This window comes from Vibrio brasiliensis LMG 20546 (assembly GCF_000189255.1).
Taxonomy (GTDB): Bacteria; Pseudomonadota; Gammaproteobacteria; order Enterobacterales; family Vibrionaceae; genus Vibrio; species Vibrio brasiliensis.
Window position 1 is genome coordinate 1 of record NZ_AEVS01000107.1, and the last position, 15,687, is coordinate 15,687.

Sequence of the window (15,687 nt, forward strand, 5' to 3'; positions counted from 1 at the left end):
CTATTGCGCGCCCTCAAACCCCATTTGTCGCCATGCTTCAAAAGCAATAATCGCGACCGCATTTGAAAGGTTTAAGCTACGTGCATCTGGCATCATCGGGATGCGGATACGCTGTTCCATTGGCATGCTTTCGATGAGCTCTGCTGGCAGGCCACGGGTCTCAGGACCAAATAGCAGCACATCGCCTTTCTGGAAGTTAGCATCAACATGATGGCCTGTGGTTTTAGTGGTGCAGGCGAAGATACGGTAGTCACCGCGCTCCTTCTCTAAGTATTCGACAAATGCCTGATAGTCTTTGTGGCGAGTGACGCGCGCAAGATCATGGTAGTCCAGCCCTGCTCGGCGTACTTTCTTCTCTTCCAAATCAAACCCTAATGGCTCAATCAAATGCAGGTTGGCTCCGCAGTTGGCACATAAACGAATAATGTTGCCGGTGTTGGGAGCGATCTCTGGCTCATATAGGGCGATATCAAACATATTGGAATTCTTAATTGTTGATGGAAATGAGGCTTGAAAGTATAAGGCGGCTTGCCACGGCCGCCAAGTCTGACGTTGTGAGTTTTTGTTATCGGCCTTGTGCTAGTGCGACTGCGTAGAATTCGCTGACAGCATCCCAGTTGACCACGTTCCACCACGCATCAATGTAGTCTGGGCGACGGTTTTGATAGCTGATGTAGTAGGCGTGCTCCCAAACATCGAGAGCAAGAATTGGCTCGCCCTGAACCTCAGCAACATCCATCAGTGGGTTATCCTGATTGGTGGTTGAGCTGATGAGTAGCTGACCATCCTTGACCACAAGCCACGCGAAGCCTGAACCGAATGTATTGATCGCCGCCTGAGCAAACTGATCCTGAAACTCTGCAAAGCTACCAAAGGTATCATTGATCGCCTGAGCTAAAGCGCCGCTTGGAGTACCACCACCGTTTGGTGCCATACAGTTCCAGTACAGAATATGATTGTAGTAACCACCACCATTGTTTCTTACCGCAGGTGAGTGTTGTGAGATCTGAGCGAAAATGTCACTTAGGTTGGTTGACTCCAGTTCGCTGTCCTTGATTGCAGCGATGAATTTGTCGTAGTAAGTTCTGTGGTGCTTGCTGTAATGAACCTCCATTGTTTTTGCATCAATGTAAGGTTCAAGGGCGTCGTAAGTGTAAGGGAGTTCAGGAAAAGTGTGCGACATAGTAAATCCTCCGTAATCGAAGGATTTACTTTAAATGATAATGAGATCCATTATCAACTATGATTTTGTAGGGGTATTATCGCTATTGAGTGGCAGGGTTATCGTTACACATAAACCACCCAGTTTGCTGCGTTGAGCCACTATGGTGCCACTGTGCTGCCTGATGGCACTCTCTGTTATGGTCAGGCCTAAACCTGTGCCACCACTGTGTCTGTCACGGGCCGTAGAGACACGGTAGAAGGGGCGGAAGATTGCTTCCAGTTCATGGTCAGGGACACCTTCGCCATTGTCATCAACACTGATAGTGATCTGTTGAGCTGTGGCGACAACATCTACTTCGATGCGATCTTTACCGTAATAGATGGCATTGCGAACGATGTTATCTACCGCACTCATTAGCAACTTAGGGTTGCCAGATATCGTAGAGTCCGGTAGCGCGCTAAAGGTTAACGTCTTGTCCATTTGCTCTGCCTCAAACTGAGCATCCGAGAAGATCGCTTCCCATAGGCTGCTAACTGGCTGTAGCTCACGATTCAAATGGCTATCGACTTGCATGCGCGATAGCTCAAGGAGTTCCGCAATCATCTGTTCTAAGCGTTGCGCCTCGGTATCAATGCGAGTTAACTCTGGGCTTTCTCCTTGTTTGCGCGTCGCGAGTGCATTGGCCATACGCAGACGGGTAAGGGGAGAACGAAGCTCGTGCGAGATGTCGGATAGTAATCTTTGTTGACCTGAAATCATCTGATTGACTGCTTCAACCATCTGGTTGAAGCTTGCGCCGGCTTGCCTGAACTCACTGGTGCCTTTCTCAAGGTTAGGATCCACGACAAATTCCCCTTTGGCGACACGCTTGGCTGCACGTTCAAGCTTACGAGCGGGTTGGCTCAATGCCCACGCTAACCATAGCAGCAGTGGAGTACTGACCATCATCACCGCAAACAGTAGCTGGAAAGGCTTATCAAACATGCGCAGCAAGAACGGAGGAGGTTGGTTCCACTTCACGCCGACAAATAGCAGTAGCTCTTGCTGAGCTAAGGTGACAGGTAAGGGACCTGCGAGCATGTAGTGGCCATAGAGTTTTTGCTTAGGCTTACCGTTCAGTTCGACACTGGTAATAAAGTTTTGCAGTGCTTTATACTTGAACTCCCTTCTGTTCTGAGTGGTGAGCAGAGTGCCGTCGAGGTCAGTGACGAAAAAGCGTGGTCTTGGATCTCTCGATGAGCGTGAAGAGCCTTCCAGCTTAAACAGGATATTGGCCAGATTATCTTCTTTGACGAATTTCTTTTCGATAGACGCTTTGAGCTCGATAAGGCGACCATATTGGTCAGCCGGAATATCGCGTGCTTTGCGCGGATCCAGATGAGGCAGTGACAATACCGCCATCAGTACCAGAAACATGGTAAACCAAAATATGGCAAAGATTCGGCCATACAAACTGGTAATCTTTGGTAGACGCATTAGTCCTCCTCAACCAGCAGATAGCCGCGACCGCGAAGTGTTTTAATCCGAGACTTTCCATCCTTTCGCTCAGGAAGCTTTTTACGCAGGTTAGAAACGTGCATGTCGATAGCGCGATCAAAGGCCGCCAGACGTTTACCAAGCACATCGAGACTAAGCGCTTCCTTGGTTAGTGTTTGTCCCGGATTCTGAACAAAGTGACTGAGTAGAGCGAATTCTGTCGTGGTAAGAACCATAAGCTCTCCCTGACAATAGGCTTCTTGTTTACCCGGGTAAATTTGAATGTCTTGATATTCGATGCAGTCAGAGTTTTTCCCCTGCTTACCATTGGCCGAGCTTTGGGTGCGGCGTAAGATCGCTCTGATGCGAGCGAGTAGTTCACGGTCACTGAATGGTTTTGGTAAATAGTCGTCGGCGCCGAGTTCGAGACCAATAACACGATCAATCTCTTCACCTTTTGCGGTGAGCATCAAAACGGGAGTCTCCCAGTTCTCGCGCAGGCGTTTTAGGGTTTCCATACCATTGAGCTTCGGCATCATGACATCAAGCAAAATCAGGTCGATATCATTACTAAGTAGCTCGAGTCCCTCTTCACCGTTGTTTGCTTCAGATACCTCAAATCCTTCAAAAGAGAGCACCTCTTTCAAAAGACTAGTGAGTTCCGTATCGTCATCAATTAGCAATATATGTGGCATAGCAAAGCCTCTACTTAGTTTGGATACCGATAGTTTACTGTTAAACCATCAATTGATTTAGTGTCATTGTTGCTCTTTACGATTCTTTACGCTCTACAGACGTTGCTTTACGCAGCAAGTCGTATTCTACACTCAAGCGCTGTGAAGACAGCTCATCCAACAGACAAAATTGAAGGGTATGATTATGAAATTAGCAAAAAAAGTAGTATTAGCAGCAGCTGTTCTTCCTCTGGCATTAGGCACAGCAAGTGCGTACGCATTCGGTGGTAAAGACCACAAGAAAGGCGGCCATGGTGAATGTGGCGGTGGTTTTGACCGCGGTATCATGCGTCAACTAGACCTGACTGATGCTCAGAAAGACCAGCTAAAAGAGATGCGTGAAGCGGGTAAGCAAGAGATGAAAGCAGCGTTCAAAGAGAACTTTGAAGCACGCCACGCAGAGAAACAGGCCCAACACGCTAAAGTGCAGCAATTAGTATTAGCTGACAACTTTGACCAGGCGGCAGCTAACGAACTGGCAAAGTCTATGGTTGAACAGCAGACAGAGCGCAAAGTGAAAATGCTAGAGAAGCAGCACAAGATGCTAAGCATTCTGACTCCAGAGCAGAAAGCCAAGTTTGTTGAACTACAGCAAGAACGTTCAACAGAGTGCGCTGAGAAAATGCAGAAGCGTTTCAGCTAATTATCTGTCAGTAAATTTGAATAAGGCGGCTATAAAGCCGCCTTTTTTTATGTCATTTTTATTCAACTTGTGAAGGGTTATACTTAAGGCAGGTTTGCTTACTAATCAAAGTACTATGAAACAGGAATATGCCCGTCTCGTGACAATGGCGGCTTGGACAGCGACGATAGTAGCGACGCTATTATTGGTAGTGAAAGTGGTTGCCTGGTGGGTCACTGGCTCGGTTAGCCTATTGGCCTCACTGATTGATTCGATGCTTGATATCGCCGCATCGCTGGTCAATCTGGTTGTCGTTCGTTACTCATTACAGCCCGCCGATCGTGAACATACCTTTGGTCATGGTAAAGCGGAATCTCTGGCCGCATTAGCTCAGGCGATGTTTATTTCAGGCTCTGCTGTCTTTCTGATTCTTAACGGGATTGAACGCTTCTTTAGACCCCATGAGCTGCAATCTCCCGAATACGGCGTGTATGTCAGCCTGTTTGCCATCGCAGTGACGTTTGGTTTGGTTACTTTTCAAAAACATGTGGTCAAAAAAACCGGCAGTCAGGCCATCGCCGCAGACTCTCTCCATTACCAGTCTGACCTATATATGAATGCGGCAATTATGTTGGCGCTCGGTTTGAGCTGGTTCGGAATTACTCAGGCGGATGCGGTATTTGCGGTGGGTATTGGTGTGTTTATTCTTTACAGCGCCTTCAAGATGGTTCAGGAAGCGACGCAAACCTTACTCGATCGAAAGTTACCTGATGAAGAGTTAAAGGCAATTCGTCAGTGCTGTCTCGATGTTGAAGGTGTACTTGGTGTCCACCAACTGAGGACGCGAATGTCAGGGCCAACACGCTTTATTCAGCTCCACTTAGAGCTGGAGGATAATATTCGATTGCTTGAGGCGCATCGAATCTCTGACGAAGTAGAAGATAAATTACTTGAGCTCTTTCCCCATTCGGATGTACTAATTCATCAGGATCCATATTCGGTGGTACTGGGTGCAGAGAAAGCGCAGAAGTCTCAAGGTTGGTAAGGGTAGTTACACAGACAAACCGTTAACTATTGACTATCTTTTCAGCGATACTACTTTTAACTGTGATCCTGATATGTATCAATTAAGTAAATGAGCAAAGCTGTAATACTCTTACATAAGTAGAAAAGTTACATAATTTGGTGCAAATAAAAGTAGTATTCCTAGTTAGGAAAGGTAACATATTGCACAGTTAAAGGAATTTTGTTGGTGGCTTCTCTGAAAGCGGCTAACGTAAAAATTGAAATAAGATTCCCAAAAATCGAGGGTGAGCATGATTAAGAAGATCGGTGTTTTGACAAGTGGCGGTGACGCACCAGGTATGAATGCCGCGGTACGTGGCGTAGTTCGTACTGCACTATCTGAAGGGCTAGAAGTTTACGGTGTATTTGATGGTTACTTAGGTCTGTACGAAGACCGTATCCAGAAGCTGGATCGTTCAAGCGTTTCTGATGTGATCAACAAAGGTGGTACTTTCCTGGGTTCTGCACGTTTCCCAGAATTCAAAGAAGTGGAAGTTCGTCAGAAAGCTATCGAAAACCTACAGAAGCACGGCATTGAAGCACTGGTTGTTGTTGGTGGTGATGGTTCTTACATGGGTGCGAAGAAACTTACTGAAATGGGTTACCCATGTATCGGTCTTCCAGGCACTATCGATAATGATATCGCAGGTACAGATTACACTATCGGTTACCTGACTGCGCTAAACACGGTTATCGATGCGATTGACCGTCTGCGTGATACTTCTTCTTCTCACCAACGTATCTCTATCGTTGAGATCATGGGTCGTCACTGTGGTGACCTGACACTGATGTCTGCGATTGCTGGTGGTTGTGAGTACATCATTACTCCAGAGACTGGTTTAGACAAAGAGAAGCTGATTGGCAACATCCAAGATGGTATTGCTAAAGGTAAAAAGCACGCAATCATCGCTCTTACTGAGCTAATGATGGATGCTAACGAACTAGCAAAAGAGATCGAAGCGGCAACAGGTCGTGAAACTCGTGCTACTGTTCTTGGTCACATCCAGCGTGGTGGTCGTCCAACAGCATTTGACCGCGTACTTGCATCTCGTATGGGTAACTACGCTGTTCACCTTCTAATGGAAGGTCACGGTGGTCGCTGTGTTGGTATTCAGAAAGAGCAACTTGTTCACCACGATATCATTGATGCGATCGAGAACCTGAAGCGTCCGGTACGTACTGACCTGTTCAAAGTTGCTGAAGAGCTGTTCTAAGCCTTACGCACAAAGATTTTGAATTAAAAAAGCCAGTTGGGAAACCAACTGGCTTTTTTGTTATGGCTTCAGGACTAGTTAACCAACATGGTCGAGATAACATAGCCAACAGTAGTTGCAGTAACAACACCAATGAAGCCTGGTAGTAAGAAGCTGTGGTTGAGTACGTACTTACCAATCTGTGTTGTTCCAGAGCGGTCGAAGGTAATCGCTGCCAGATCACTTGGGTAGAATGGGAAGAAGAAGTAGGCGTAACATGCCGGTAGTACACCGATTAGCACTGGAGCCGGGATTCCCATTGCAAAGCCCAGTGGTAGCATGATGGTCAGTACCGCTGCCTGACTCTTCAAGAACACAGACACCACAAACATTGCAATTGCGAAGGTCCATGGATGGGCCGCAACAATATCACTCACCAGGCTGATCAGATAAGGTTTGTGGAAACCTATGATGGTGTCACTCATCCATGCAATACCAAAGATGATGATTACCGCAGTCATACCGGCAATAAATACATTACTGTGGACGATCTTTTTCGGTTCGACTTTAGTGGTGAGCAAGATTAGGGCACCAACAGAGAGCATCAGGAACTGAATCGCTACTGACATCTTAACTCCACTAGGAAGCAGACCTAAGTCTTTGCCAAACATAGCAACAAAGATAACCGTCGCAATACCTGCAAGGAAGATGGTTAAACCTTTCTTAGCAATGCCTTCATGGCTCGGATCGTTATCTTCTTCGCTTGCTGCATCAATTAACTGAGCTTTGAATTCCGGATCCTGACAACGTTCAATAAATGCTGGATCCTGATCGAGCTCTTTACCGCGTTTCAGACTCCACAAACAGCCAACGAGAACACCAATCAATGTCGCTGGGATAGTCACTAATAACACGTTGACTAAGCTGATATCTAAACTGTTATCTGCTGCGGTCGCCATAACGACAGCGGCGGCAGCCGCGATTGGACTGGCTGTGATACCCATTTGAGAAGCTACGGTCGACATCGCCATTGGCCGCTCTGGACGGATTCCCTTTTTGTACGCCACATCATAAATGACTGGCAGAAGAGGATAAACCGAGTGTCCGGTGCCCACCAGAACAGTAAGAGAGTAGGTACATAGAGGACCTAAGAAGACGATTTGACTCGGATGTTTACGCAGCAGACGTTCAGCGAATTTTACCAGTAGCTTAAGACCACCAGTTGCTTCTAATGTGGCGGATGCTGCAACAACAGCAAGAATGATCAGCATAACACTGATTGGTGGTGACCCCGGTGCGATGCCAAATACGAAGGCCAGAACGGAAACGCCCAGACCACCGAGTAAACCAAAAGCAATGCCTCCATGGCGGATACCGATAAAAATCACCGTCAGAAGCAGGAGCATATGCACGTAAAACATAATCGAACCCTACAGTAAGTGGAAATTGCGATTATGCTACCCCGAAAGAGGTAGGTGAAATGTGAGGTCAGAGAGTTATCTCGTCAACGACTTTCACAATCCACCGCTTCTTTGTTTGTTATCAATATAACGATGCTTAAATGGAGGGAATAATTCAGTTTTTATATAAAGATCAAGCGTCTGAGCGCACGCCTCTGCGCTTTTGAAATTTCTGGTGAACGCCACGACGCAGTGCTTTGATTCTGTTTTCTGCTTTATCCACCCCGAGCAACACGGTTAAAGCAAGTACGGTGATAACGACTGACTGTTGTAAGTAACCAAGGCCAATCATCATACCTAGCGCTGCCAGTACCCAGATTACCGCCGCAGAGGTCACACCATGAATCTTTCCATCGAGTGTCATCATTACCCCTGCACCAAGAAATCCGACACCAGTGATGATCTGTCCTAGTACACGAGCCTGATCGAGTGTATTTGGCGATAGCGATACCGCCATCGACATAAAGAAGTAGGTACCGGAGATAACCAGAATAGAGGTGCGAATACCTACGGGTTTACCGCGCGTCTGACGTTCAACACCGACTAGAATGCCGTTGATTGCACAGCAGAGTAGAGCCAGCCAGCTGAAAGGGCCTAAGTCTAATAGTTGTTCGATATTTGCTTGCATTATGACCTCCAAAACGCTGGAGTATGCACAGATTGCAGCACTCGATCGAACAAAAGATTTCTATCCTGAAGATAAAGTATTTAGCACCCGCCAGTGGTCAGAGTCAGGCTTGGTGGCTGGTCAGCGGTTGCCTCGTTGTATTGTAGAAAACAGTTGAGAGAAGCCTGTCTGCGACCCGCGGGCATGTAGAGAATCAGACCATCATCGGCATCTGTATTGCTGAAGTACCAATCGGCGTTGTCGCTGCCCCAGGTGGCGTTCTCAATATTGGCATCAAGAATCAACGACCAGGCGTTGGCGTTATCGGCTTTGGCATAACCATAAACCAGTGAGACGTTATCACCTTCAATATCGATGGAAGCACTGACGGCGGAATCCAATCCCTCAAACGCAGAACGTCCGATAAGCTGCTCATTGGCGCCTTGCATTGCGCCACGTAACCCCTGTAGCGCAGATATACGTGCGTCGGATTGCAGATTTATCAAACGTGGTAGCGCCGTCACGGCCAGAATACCGAGCACGACAATGATGATTACAAGTTCAATCAGGGTAAATCCGCGAGTGCTTTTCATGACTATTCTAAATGTAGGTCGAGAGGGGTTTTGCTGGCGCGGCCACCTATCTCTCGAGTCAGTTTCGGTACTAAGTAGCCAGAGGTTTGTTCCAGGACGCCGGCCATAATTTCTTTTGCTTGCTGATCGGAAATAAAGAAATGGGCAGCGCCTTGTACCTTGTCTAGTACATGCATGTAATAGGGTAGAACTCCGGCTTCAAACAGAGCGTTACTCAGGGCTATCTGGCTGCTAACACTATCGTTAACACCTTTGAGCATAACGCCTTGGTTGAGAAGAGTAACACCAACTTGCTTGAGCTTGTCTAATGCGTTTGCCAGAGTTTGATCTATCTCCTGAGCATGGTTGATATGCGTTACTAAGATCACCTGCAGACGTGTCTGACCCAACAAATCAGTAAGTTGCTCGGTGATACGGGCTGGAATGACAACGGGTAAACGCGAATGAATGCGCAGACGCTTTATGTGCTGAATATCGGCGATACGAGCAACCAGCCAACTTAGCTCATCATCCTTAGCCATTAATGGATCACCGCCAGAGAGAATGATCTCATCGATCTCCGGATGCTGTTGAATGTAATCGAGGCTCGTTTGCCAAACACTTTTTGATCCTTTGTTTTCATCATAAGGAAAATGACGACGAAAACAGTAACGGCAGTTGATCGCGCAGCCACCTTTGACAATCATTAGTGCTCGGTTGCGATATTTGTGTAGCAAGCCGGGAATTGCATTGTTCTGTTCTTCCAGTGGATCGTTGGAGTATCCCTGATGAACTTCGAACTCTTCACTTAGCGGTAGGACTTGGCGTAAAAGAGGATCGTAAGGGTTGCCTTTTTCCATTCTATCGACAAAACTTTGCGGCACACGCTGTGCAAAAAGCTTGCGAGCTTCAAACCCGTTCTTCCAAGGGGTAGGATCAATTTCAAGTTGTTCGAGCAGTTTTGCAGGATCAGAGATCCCATTCGCTAGCTGTTTAAGCCAGTTTTGCTCAACAGATTCAACTTTTCGGGTTATGATGTGCGGCATTGAATTTAGCTCTAAGAATGTAAGAGGAAAAAATGGCTACTGTTAGCACCAATGAATTTAAAGGCGGTCTAAAACTAATGCTTGATAACGAGCCTTGCGTTATCTTGGAAAACGAATACGTTAAGCCAGGTAAAGGCCAAGCGTTCAACCGCGTAAAAATTCGTAAACTTCTTTCTGGTAAAGTGCTAGAGAAAACCTTTAAGTCTGGTGAAACTTGTGAAGTTGCAGACGTAATGGATATCGACCTAGATTATCTATATAACGACGGCGAATTCTACCACTTTATGAACAACGAAACGTTCGAGCAAATCGCAGCTGACGTAAAAGCTGTTGGTGAAAACGCTAAGTGGTTGGTTGAAAACAACACTTGTATGCTAACTCTTTGGAACGGTAACCCAATCGTTGTTACGCCACCAAACTTCGTTGAGCTAGAAGTAACAGACACAGATCCTGGTCTGAAAGGCGATACTCAAGGTACTGGCGGCAAACCTGCAACACTATCTACTGGTGCAGTTGTTCGCGTACCTCTATTCATCGCAATTGGCGAAGTAATCAAAGTAGATACTCGCTCTGGTGAATACGTTGGCCGTGTAAAATAAGCCTCGCTTAGGTCAAGATTTGGAAAAAGGTCACTTCGGTGGCCTTTTTTTGTTTTTATCTGCAAGGTTTGATGTGCCACAATTCTAGCTCAGAGCTATGTTACTAAACTAGAACCTATGAAACAGTCTATAAAAATCTGGCTTGATGCCGCACGCCCAAAGACCCTGCCACTGGCATTGGTTTCTATCCTTACGGGTAGCGTATTGGCGTACTCCACCCATCAGTTCTCAATGGTCGTTGCTTTACTGGCCTTCTTAACGGCAACGTTACTGCAGATTCTGTCTAATCTGGCTAACGACTATGGTGATGCCGTAAAAGGGACCGATAACGAGAATCGACTGGGCCCGATGCGTGCGATTCAGTCTGGTGCAGTTAGTCAGAAAGCGATGAAACAGGCTATGCTGATTAACATAGTACTGACGATTATCGCCGGTCTGACTTTGGTTATGTACGCATTAGAAAGCTTGCAGAGTATTCTCGCCTTCATTGGCTTAGGTCTGTTAGCCATTGTGGCCGCTATCGCTTATACCGTAGGCAACAAGCCTTATGGTTATGTTGGCTTAGGAGATATCTCAGTGTTTATCTTCTTTGGCCTGCTTGGTGTTGCGGGGACTTACTTCTTGCATACAGGCATTGTCGCCCCTTTATTAATTTTACCTGCGATTGGCTGTGGCCTGCTTGCCGTCGCTGTACTCAACATCAACAACATGCGTGATATTGAGAATGATCAGCAGTGTGGTAAGAAGACCGTAGCGGTAAGGCTCGGGCAAAAGCGTGCTAAGCAATACCATTTTGCGCTTCTTATCGGTGCTGTGGTGGCATTTGCTGCTTACTTGCTCCATCAACCTAGCCCTATCTGGATCAGCTTGCCGTTTCTTCTAAGTCTTATTGTCACTTACAAACACGGTAAAGAGGTCTGGCTAGCGCAGCAACCGGCACAAATTGCACCAATGATGCCTGTGATAGTGAAATGCTCAATGGTGACTAACTTGCTGTTTGCCGGAGTGGTTATAGCTCAAACTCTGGTCAGTTAAATGATTCATGTCATTGCAATGACTTAATGACCCTATATACTCGATGGAGATAACGAACGGTATGGGAAGGAATACTATGGAATACAATACCTCTGCCTTGTGCGACATCTACTTAGAGCAAGTGGATGTTGTTGAGCCAATGTTTAGTAACTTTGGCGGTTGCGCATCGTTCGCCGGCCAGGTAACTACGGTTAAGTGCTACGAAGACAACGGATTAATACGTGAAATCTTAGAGCAGGATGGTTTGGGCCGAGTTCTTCTGATTGATGGCGGTGGTTCGCTACGCCGTGCCTTGATTGATGCAGAGCTGGCATCTTTGGCGGAAGAGAATGAGTGGGAAGGTATTGTGGTCTACGGTTGTGTTCGCGAGGTGGACGAACTGGAAGACATGAGTATTGGTATTCAGGCTATCGCTTCAATTCCTGTTGGAGCAACCAGTCAGGGTGTTGGCGAAGTCGATATTCCGGTTAACTTTGGTGGCGTAACCTTCCTTCCTGAAGACTACCTTTACGCGGATAATACCGGTGTGATTCTTTCTCAGGAACCGTTAGATGTTGATCTCGAGATTGATGACGAAGAAGAAGAGATCGTGGTTAATCAGTAACAGACGAGTATCTATAAAGCACCGACCTGATGGTCGGTGTTTTTGTTTATGAGGTCAGGTATTTGCGACGAAGTTTTATCGCATACAGATAACCTGATGTACCACCTATCATGTTGCCCAGAGCAATGCCGATGAAAAGACCTTCAATGTCATACCATTGACCGCCTAGCCAGGCACAAGGCAGGGTAAATAAGAACAGTCGCATAAAGCTCCACTGGAAAGCACGCATAGGCTGATGGAGAGCGTTAAGTCCCGATACCAACATCATCATGATGCCTTGAAAACCGTAGCTAAATGGTACCACTAACAAGTAATGCCAAAGCAGATCCTTTACCGCTTGTTCCTGAGAGAAGAGCGCCGCAATTGGGATACTGAGCGGCACCATCATAATGAATATCCCGAGTTGGAATACCATCGAAAAACGCATACTGAGAAACAGGCCAGCAAAGCTACGTGCTGGATTGTTTGCCCCCATATTCTGCGCAATAAATGGAGTCAGTGCTGAGGTCAGCGACATTAACACCAGAATCAGAATCGACTCAACGCGTTGCGCGGCACCATATGCCGCAACAGCTGCTGTTCCGTGAGAAGAGAGCATCATCATCAAGATAGCACCGGAGATCGGTGTCAGAGCATTCGAAAGCGCAGCCGGAGTACCAATCTTGAGGATCTGCTTCCAGTCTTTAGCAAGAGAATGAAGACAGGGCAGAGCGAGCAGCTTCTCTCGTTTCGCCAGTACATAGAGCGAACCGATTAAAGCTCCTAGCCAGCTTAATGCACTGGCGATCGCAGCGCCCTGAATACCTAACTCAGGGAAGGGACCGAGACCGAAAATCAGCAGAGGATCGAGCAGACCGTTAATAAACCCAGCCAGCATCATAATCTTGGCTGGCGTCTTGGTATCTCCGGTCGCGCGTATCGCACTGTTTCCCGCCATAGGGATCACGAGTAATGGAATCGTGAGATACCAGATCTGCATGTATTGTTTGATCAGTGGTATCAGATCTGCCTTTGCACCCAATGACAGAAATAGTGGCTCGATGGAAAAAAAGCCGATCGCAGATGCGATAACCACTAGCGTAACGGCCAGTATGAGACCGTGAGTAGAAAAGCGCGCTGCATCCTGAGACTGACCTTGTCCCAGCAAGCGTCCAATGCTGGTCGAAAGACCCATACCAATCCCCATGGTGATACAGTTGACCGCAAAGGTCACAGGGAAGGTATAACTAATTGCCGCAAGAGCTTGGGTACCTAACAAAGAGATAAAGAAGGTATCCACTAAGTTAAACATCAGAATAGCGATCATGCCGAAGGTCATCGGAATGGTCATCTGACGAAGAACTAAGGGAATTGAGCCAGTTAAGAGGCCATGCTTATCCTGCATTTGGTACAACTATTTATGAGCGGAAAAACGTAGGATACTTGATTGAGCTGAGAGACACAAAAAAGGCCAGCATTTGCTGGCCTTAATGAGCGTTTTTCAACAGAAAAATTAAGCTTTAGCTGCTGCCGCTGCTTTAGCAATTGCTGCAAAGCTCTTAGCGTCCAGAGAAGCACCACCAACTAGAGCACCATCGATGTCTGGTTGTGAGAAGTAAGCTTCTGCGTTTTCTGGTTTAACAGAACCGCCGTACTGGATGATTACTTGCTCAGCTACTGCTGCGCTCTTCTCTGCGATTAGAGCACGGATAGAAGCGTGGATGCGCTGTGCATCTTCAGCTGTTGCTGCTTTACCAGTACCGATAGCCCAGATTGGTTCGTAAGCGATGATAGCGTCGTTCAGAGCTTCAACACCGTAAGCGTCGATAACTGCGTTGATTTGACGTGCACATACTGCTTCAGTTTCACCCGCTTCGTTTTGCGCTTCAGATTCACCGATACAGAAAACTGGCTTCAGACCGTTCTCTTTTAGGAAAGCGAATTTCTTAGCGATGAACTCGTCAGATTCGTTGTGGTAATCACGACGCTCAGAGTGACCGATGATGATGTGAGTTGCACCGAAATCTTTCAGCATTTCTGGAGACATGTCGCCAGTGAATGCACCGCTGTTGTTTAGGTCAGTGTTCTGTGCACCTAGGATGATTTTGTTACCACCTTTAGCGATTAGCTGTTCAGCTAGGTCGATGTATAGAGCTGGTGGAGCTACAGCAACGTCTACACCTTCAACGCCTTCAAGCTCAGCGTTAAGACCAGTTAGCAGCTCTTTAACCATTGCTTTGCTGCCGTTAAGTTTCCAGTTACCCATCACTACAGGACGACGCATAGGAATATCTCCGTATTTAATCAATTAATGTAAAAAATCTTCGTAAGAATATAACAGATAAAATTGGTTAGATCATGATTACCGTCATGTCTTATCCGGATATCATTTATTGGTTGGAGCAGTCATGCCTCATATCTGGAGTTATTGACGGGCATATCAGTGATCCATGGAACAGATTGGCTGAAAGTTGCTCGGAATTAAGCATAGAAATTGGTAATAGTGTTGTCCACTCACCCTTTGTCGTGAAACTCTCTTACATTTGAGGAATACTATGCCAAACCTAGTCATGGAATACTCCAACTCAGTTGATGAACGCGTTAATGTTCAGGGGTTGTTGGAAGACTTACATCAAGTGGCGATCCAGTGTGGACTATTTGATATCGGTTCAATCAAATCACGTGCACTCCGTTGCCATAATTGGTTGATAGGTGAAGAAGGAGATAGCGTAGACTTTATCCATATTAGCTTTGAGCTGTTAGATGGACGTACTCCAGAGCAAAAGCGCGAGCTGTCGCGTCAGTTGATGGACGTACTGACAGATCAGGCTGGCCATGTGCGCAGTTTGACTGTGAACATTCGAGATATGGATAAAGAGAGTTTTCAGAAAGTCGTTAATTAGATTAAGTTGATCTAATAATTTTTCATATTTTAGGTAATAAAGATGTCAATGAAAGAACTGTTATTCTCCTTTCACGGTCGAATAGGGCGTAAAACCTATTGGACCTGGAACGTGGTTTACTACTTAATGATCGTCGGTTTTGCGTTGGGAATGAATGTGCTGTTCCCTTCAATGGCGCATCTGATTTTGCCAGTGTTCTTACTGGTAGTATTGATTCCTGATCTGGCGATTACCGCTAAACGCTGGCATGACCGTGGTAAGTCGAGCTGGTGGTTGCTGCTAAACATCCCGCTCGTGATTGGGCGTATGACAATGCCGGTCGGTGACCCAAGTCAAGGCGCGCAGCCAACAACGCTACAGGCAGTGAGCTCAATGGCTGCACTTATCTGTGGTCTATGGATTCTGGTTGAATGTGGTTTCCTTAAAGGCACGGATGGTGAAAACCAATACGGACCGGAAGGGAAATAGGGCGCTTCGCTTCGAGAGTCGAGAAATTAGAACGCTGCGCTTCGAGAACGGACTTCGTCCTACGAGAATTTAGAACGGGCTGCGCCCTTCGAGAGGTGCACGTTATAGATGCTGAGTAGGTATCTGATACAGAGTTTTTTGTTAGGGACTTACGTCTAG

18 protein-coding genes are annotated in these 15,687 nt (G+C 46.6%); 8 read left to right on the plus strand and 10 right to left on the minus strand.

All coding sequences use genetic code 11. From position 1 onward, the window contains the following. The 4 genes from trmL to RH46_RS19910 all read right to left on the minus strand — a co-directional run bounded on the left by trmL (nt 1) and on the right by RH46_RS19910 (nt 3,336). The gene (gene trmL, locus RH46_RS19895) at nt 1–477 is read right to left on the minus strand and encodes a tRNA (uridine(34)/cytosine(34)/5-carboxymethylaminomethyluridine(34)-2'-O)-methyltransferase TrmL (RefSeq protein WP_006881329.1); all 477 of its coding nucleotides are present in this window, start codon (nt 475–477) and stop codon (nt 1–3) included. A gap of 88 nt (nt 478–565) precedes the next feature. Further along, nucleotides 566–1,183, minus strand: a complete 618-nt coding sequence (locus RH46_RS19900) for a superoxide dismutase (protein WP_006881330.1) — start codon at nt 1,181–1,183, stop codon at nt 566–568. A gap of 57 nt (nt 1,184–1,240) precedes the next feature. After that, nucleotides 1,241–2,641 (minus strand): envelope stress sensor histidine kinase CpxA, encoded by a 1,401-nt coding sequence (gene cpxA / locus RH46_RS19905; RefSeq protein ID WP_006881331.1) that lies wholly within the window; start codon nt 2,639–2,641, stop codon nt 1,241–1,243. Continuing rightward, on the minus strand, nt 2,641–3,336 hold the full coding sequence (locus RH46_RS19910) for a response regulator (RefSeq protein ID WP_006881332.1): 696 nt from the start codon (nt 3,334–3,336) through the stop codon (nt 2,641–2,643). Before RH46_RS19910 ends, cpxA begins: the two co-directional genes overlap by 1 nt. 184 nt (nt 3,337–3,520) lie before the next feature. Between RH46_RS19910 and RH46_RS19915 the strand changes: the two genes are divergently transcribed. From RH46_RS19915 to pfkA, 3 genes are all read left to right on the plus strand, one after another. Continuing rightward, nucleotides 3,521–4,018, plus strand: a complete 498-nt coding sequence (locus RH46_RS19915) for a CpxP family protein (RefSeq protein WP_006881333.1) — start codon at nt 3,521–3,523, stop codon at nt 4,016–4,018. A 115-nt stretch (nt 4,019–4,133) separates the two neighbouring features. Then, nucleotides 4,134–5,042, plus strand: coding sequence for a CDF family cation-efflux transporter FieF (gene fieF, locus RH46_RS19920; protein ID WP_040896337.1), 909 nt, complete (start codon nt 4,134–4,136; stop codon nt 5,040–5,042). 271 nt (nt 5,043–5,313) lie between these two features. Continuing rightward, nucleotides 5,314–6,276: a 6-phosphofructokinase gene (pfkA, locus tag RH46_RS19925; protein ID WP_006881335.1), complete on the plus strand. Its 963-nt coding sequence runs from the start codon at nt 5,314–5,316 to the stop codon at nt 6,274–6,276. 74 nt (nt 6,277–6,350) lie between these two features. Here the strand turns inward: pfkA and RH46_RS19930 are convergent, their stop codons facing one another. The 4 genes from RH46_RS19930 to epmB all read right to left on the minus strand — a co-directional run bounded on the left by RH46_RS19930 (nt 6,351) and on the right by epmB (nt 9,940). Next, nucleotides 6,351–7,676 (minus strand): anaerobic C4-dicarboxylate transporter, encoded by a 1,326-nt coding sequence (locus RH46_RS19930; RefSeq protein WP_006881336.1) that lies wholly within the window; start codon nt 7,674–7,676, stop codon nt 6,351–6,353. Between the two features lie 172 nt (nt 7,677–7,848). Beyond that, nucleotides 7,849–8,343: an MgtC/SapB family protein gene (locus tag RH46_RS19935; RefSeq protein WP_006881337.1), complete on the minus strand. Its 495-nt coding sequence runs from the start codon at nt 8,341–8,343 to the stop codon at nt 7,849–7,851. An 80-nt stretch (nt 8,344–8,423) separates the two neighbouring features. Continuing rightward, complete coding sequence (locus RH46_RS19940; protein WP_006881338.1) at nt 8,424–8,915, minus strand: type II secretion system protein; 492 nt, start codon at nt 8,913–8,915, stop codon at nt 8,424–8,426. A gap of 2 nt (nt 8,916–8,917) precedes the next feature. Further along, nucleotides 8,918–9,940 (minus strand): EF-P beta-lysylation protein EpmB, encoded by a 1,023-nt coding sequence (gene epmB / locus RH46_RS19945; RefSeq protein WP_006881339.1) that lies wholly within the window; start codon nt 9,938–9,940, stop codon nt 8,918–8,920. Nucleotides 9,941–9,972: 32 nt separating this feature from the next. Here epmB and efp point away from each other — a divergent pair, with 32 nt between their 5' ends. From efp to rraA, 3 genes are all read left to right on the plus strand, one after another. Beyond that, entirely contained in the window at nt 9,973–10,539 is a 567-nt protein-coding gene (gene efp, locus RH46_RS19950; RefSeq protein WP_004743319.1) for an elongation factor P, read from the plus strand. A gap of 117 nt (nt 10,540–10,656) precedes the next feature. Further along, a complete protein-coding gene (locus RH46_RS19955) occupies nt 10,657–11,574 on the plus strand; it encodes a 1,4-dihydroxy-2-naphthoate polyprenyltransferase (RefSeq protein ID WP_006881340.1) in 918 nt (305 codons plus the stop codon). A 76-nt stretch (nt 11,575–11,650) separates the two neighbouring features. Next, entirely contained in the window at nt 11,651–12,178 is a 528-nt protein-coding gene (rraA, locus tag RH46_RS19960) for a ribonuclease E activity regulator RraA (protein WP_006881341.1), read from the plus strand. Between the two features lie 46 nt (nt 12,179–12,224). On the opposite strand, the gene RH46_RS19965 is transcribed toward rraA, so the two are convergent. Continuing rightward, a complete protein-coding gene (locus RH46_RS19965) occupies nt 12,225–13,562 on the minus strand; it encodes an MATE family efflux transporter (protein ID WP_006881342.1) in 1,338 nt (445 codons plus the stop codon). Nucleotides 13,563–13,670: 108 nt separating this feature from the next. Further along, nucleotides 13,671–14,441: a triose-phosphate isomerase gene (tpiA, locus tag RH46_RS19970; protein WP_006881343.1), complete on the minus strand. Its 771-nt coding sequence runs from the start codon at nt 14,439–14,441 to the stop codon at nt 13,671–13,673. A gap of 271 nt (nt 14,442–14,712) precedes the next feature. Here tpiA and RH46_RS19975 point away from each other — a divergent pair, with 271 nt between their 5' ends. Both RH46_RS19975 and RH46_RS19980 read left to right on the plus strand, forming a co-directional pair. After that, nucleotides 14,713–15,060 (plus strand): 5-carboxymethyl-2-hydroxymuconate Delta-isomerase, encoded by a 348-nt coding sequence (locus RH46_RS19975; RefSeq protein WP_006881344.1) that lies wholly within the window; start codon nt 14,713–14,715, stop codon nt 15,058–15,060. Nucleotides 15,061–15,102: 42 nt separating this feature from the next. Beyond that, complete coding sequence (locus RH46_RS19980) at nt 15,103–15,528, plus strand: DUF805 domain-containing protein (RefSeq protein ID WP_006881345.1); 426 nt, start codon at nt 15,103–15,105, stop codon at nt 15,526–15,528. Nucleotides 15,529–15,687: the final 159 nt, after the last annotated feature.

Bases quoted from the DNA above. Each gene is read 5' to 3' on its own strand.
- trmL (WP_006881329.1), bottom strand. From the start codon at position 477: ATGTTTGATATCGCCCTATATGAGCCAGAGATCGCTCCCAACACCGGC.
- RH46_RS19900 (WP_006881330.1), bottom strand. From the start codon at position 1,183: ATGTCGCACACTTTTCCTGAACTCCCTTACACTTACGACGCCCTTGAA.
- cpxA (WP_006881331.1), bottom strand. From the start codon at position 2,641: ATGCGTCTACCAAAGATTACCAGTTTGTATGGCCGAATCTTTGCCATA.
- RH46_RS19910 (WP_006881332.1), bottom strand. From the start codon at position 3,336: ATGCCACATATATTGCTAATTGATGACGATACGGAACTCACTAGTCTT.
- RH46_RS19915 (WP_006881333.1), top strand. From the start codon at position 3,521: ATGAAATTAGCAAAAAAAGTAGTATTAGCAGCAGCTGTTCTTCCTCTG.
- fieF (WP_040896337.1), top strand. From the start codon at position 4,134: ATGAAACAGGAATATGCCCGTCTCGTGACAATGGCGGCTTGGACAGCG.
- pfkA (WP_006881335.1), top strand. From the start codon at position 5,314: ATGATTAAGAAGATCGGTGTTTTGACAAGTGGCGGTGACGCACCAGGT.
- RH46_RS19930 (WP_006881336.1), bottom strand. From the start codon at position 7,676: ATGTTTTACGTGCATATGCTCCTGCTTCTGACGGTGATTTTTATCGGT.
- RH46_RS19935 (WP_006881337.1), bottom strand. From the start codon at position 8,343: ATGCAAGCAAATATCGAACAACTATTAGACTTAGGCCCTTTCAGCTGG.
- RH46_RS19940 (WP_006881338.1), bottom strand. From the start codon at position 8,915: ATGAAAAGCACTCGCGGATTTACCCTGATTGAACTTGTAATCATCATT.
- epmB (WP_006881339.1), bottom strand. From the start codon at position 9,940: ATGCCGCACATCATAACCCGAAAAGTTGAATCTGTTGAGCAAAACTGG.
- efp (WP_004743319.1), top strand. From the start codon at position 9,973: ATGGCTACTGTTAGCACCAATGAATTTAAAGGCGGTCTAAAACTAATG.
- RH46_RS19955 (WP_006881340.1), top strand. From the start codon at position 10,657: ATGAAACAGTCTATAAAAATCTGGCTTGATGCCGCACGCCCAAAGACC.
- rraA (WP_006881341.1), top strand. From the start codon at position 11,651: ATGGAATACAATACCTCTGCCTTGTGCGACATCTACTTAGAGCAAGTG.
- RH46_RS19965 (WP_006881342.1), bottom strand. From the start codon at position 13,562: ATGCAGGATAAGCATGGCCTCTTAACTGGCTCAATTCCCTTAGTTCTT.
- tpiA (WP_006881343.1), bottom strand. From the start codon at position 14,441: ATGCGTCGTCCTGTAGTGATGGGTAACTGGAAACTTAACGGCAGCAAA.
- RH46_RS19975 (WP_006881344.1), top strand. From the start codon at position 14,713: ATGCCAAACCTAGTCATGGAATACTCCAACTCAGTTGATGAACGCGTT.
- RH46_RS19980 (WP_006881345.1), top strand. From the start codon at position 15,103: ATGTCAATGAAAGAACTGTTATTCTCCTTTCACGGTCGAATAGGGCGT.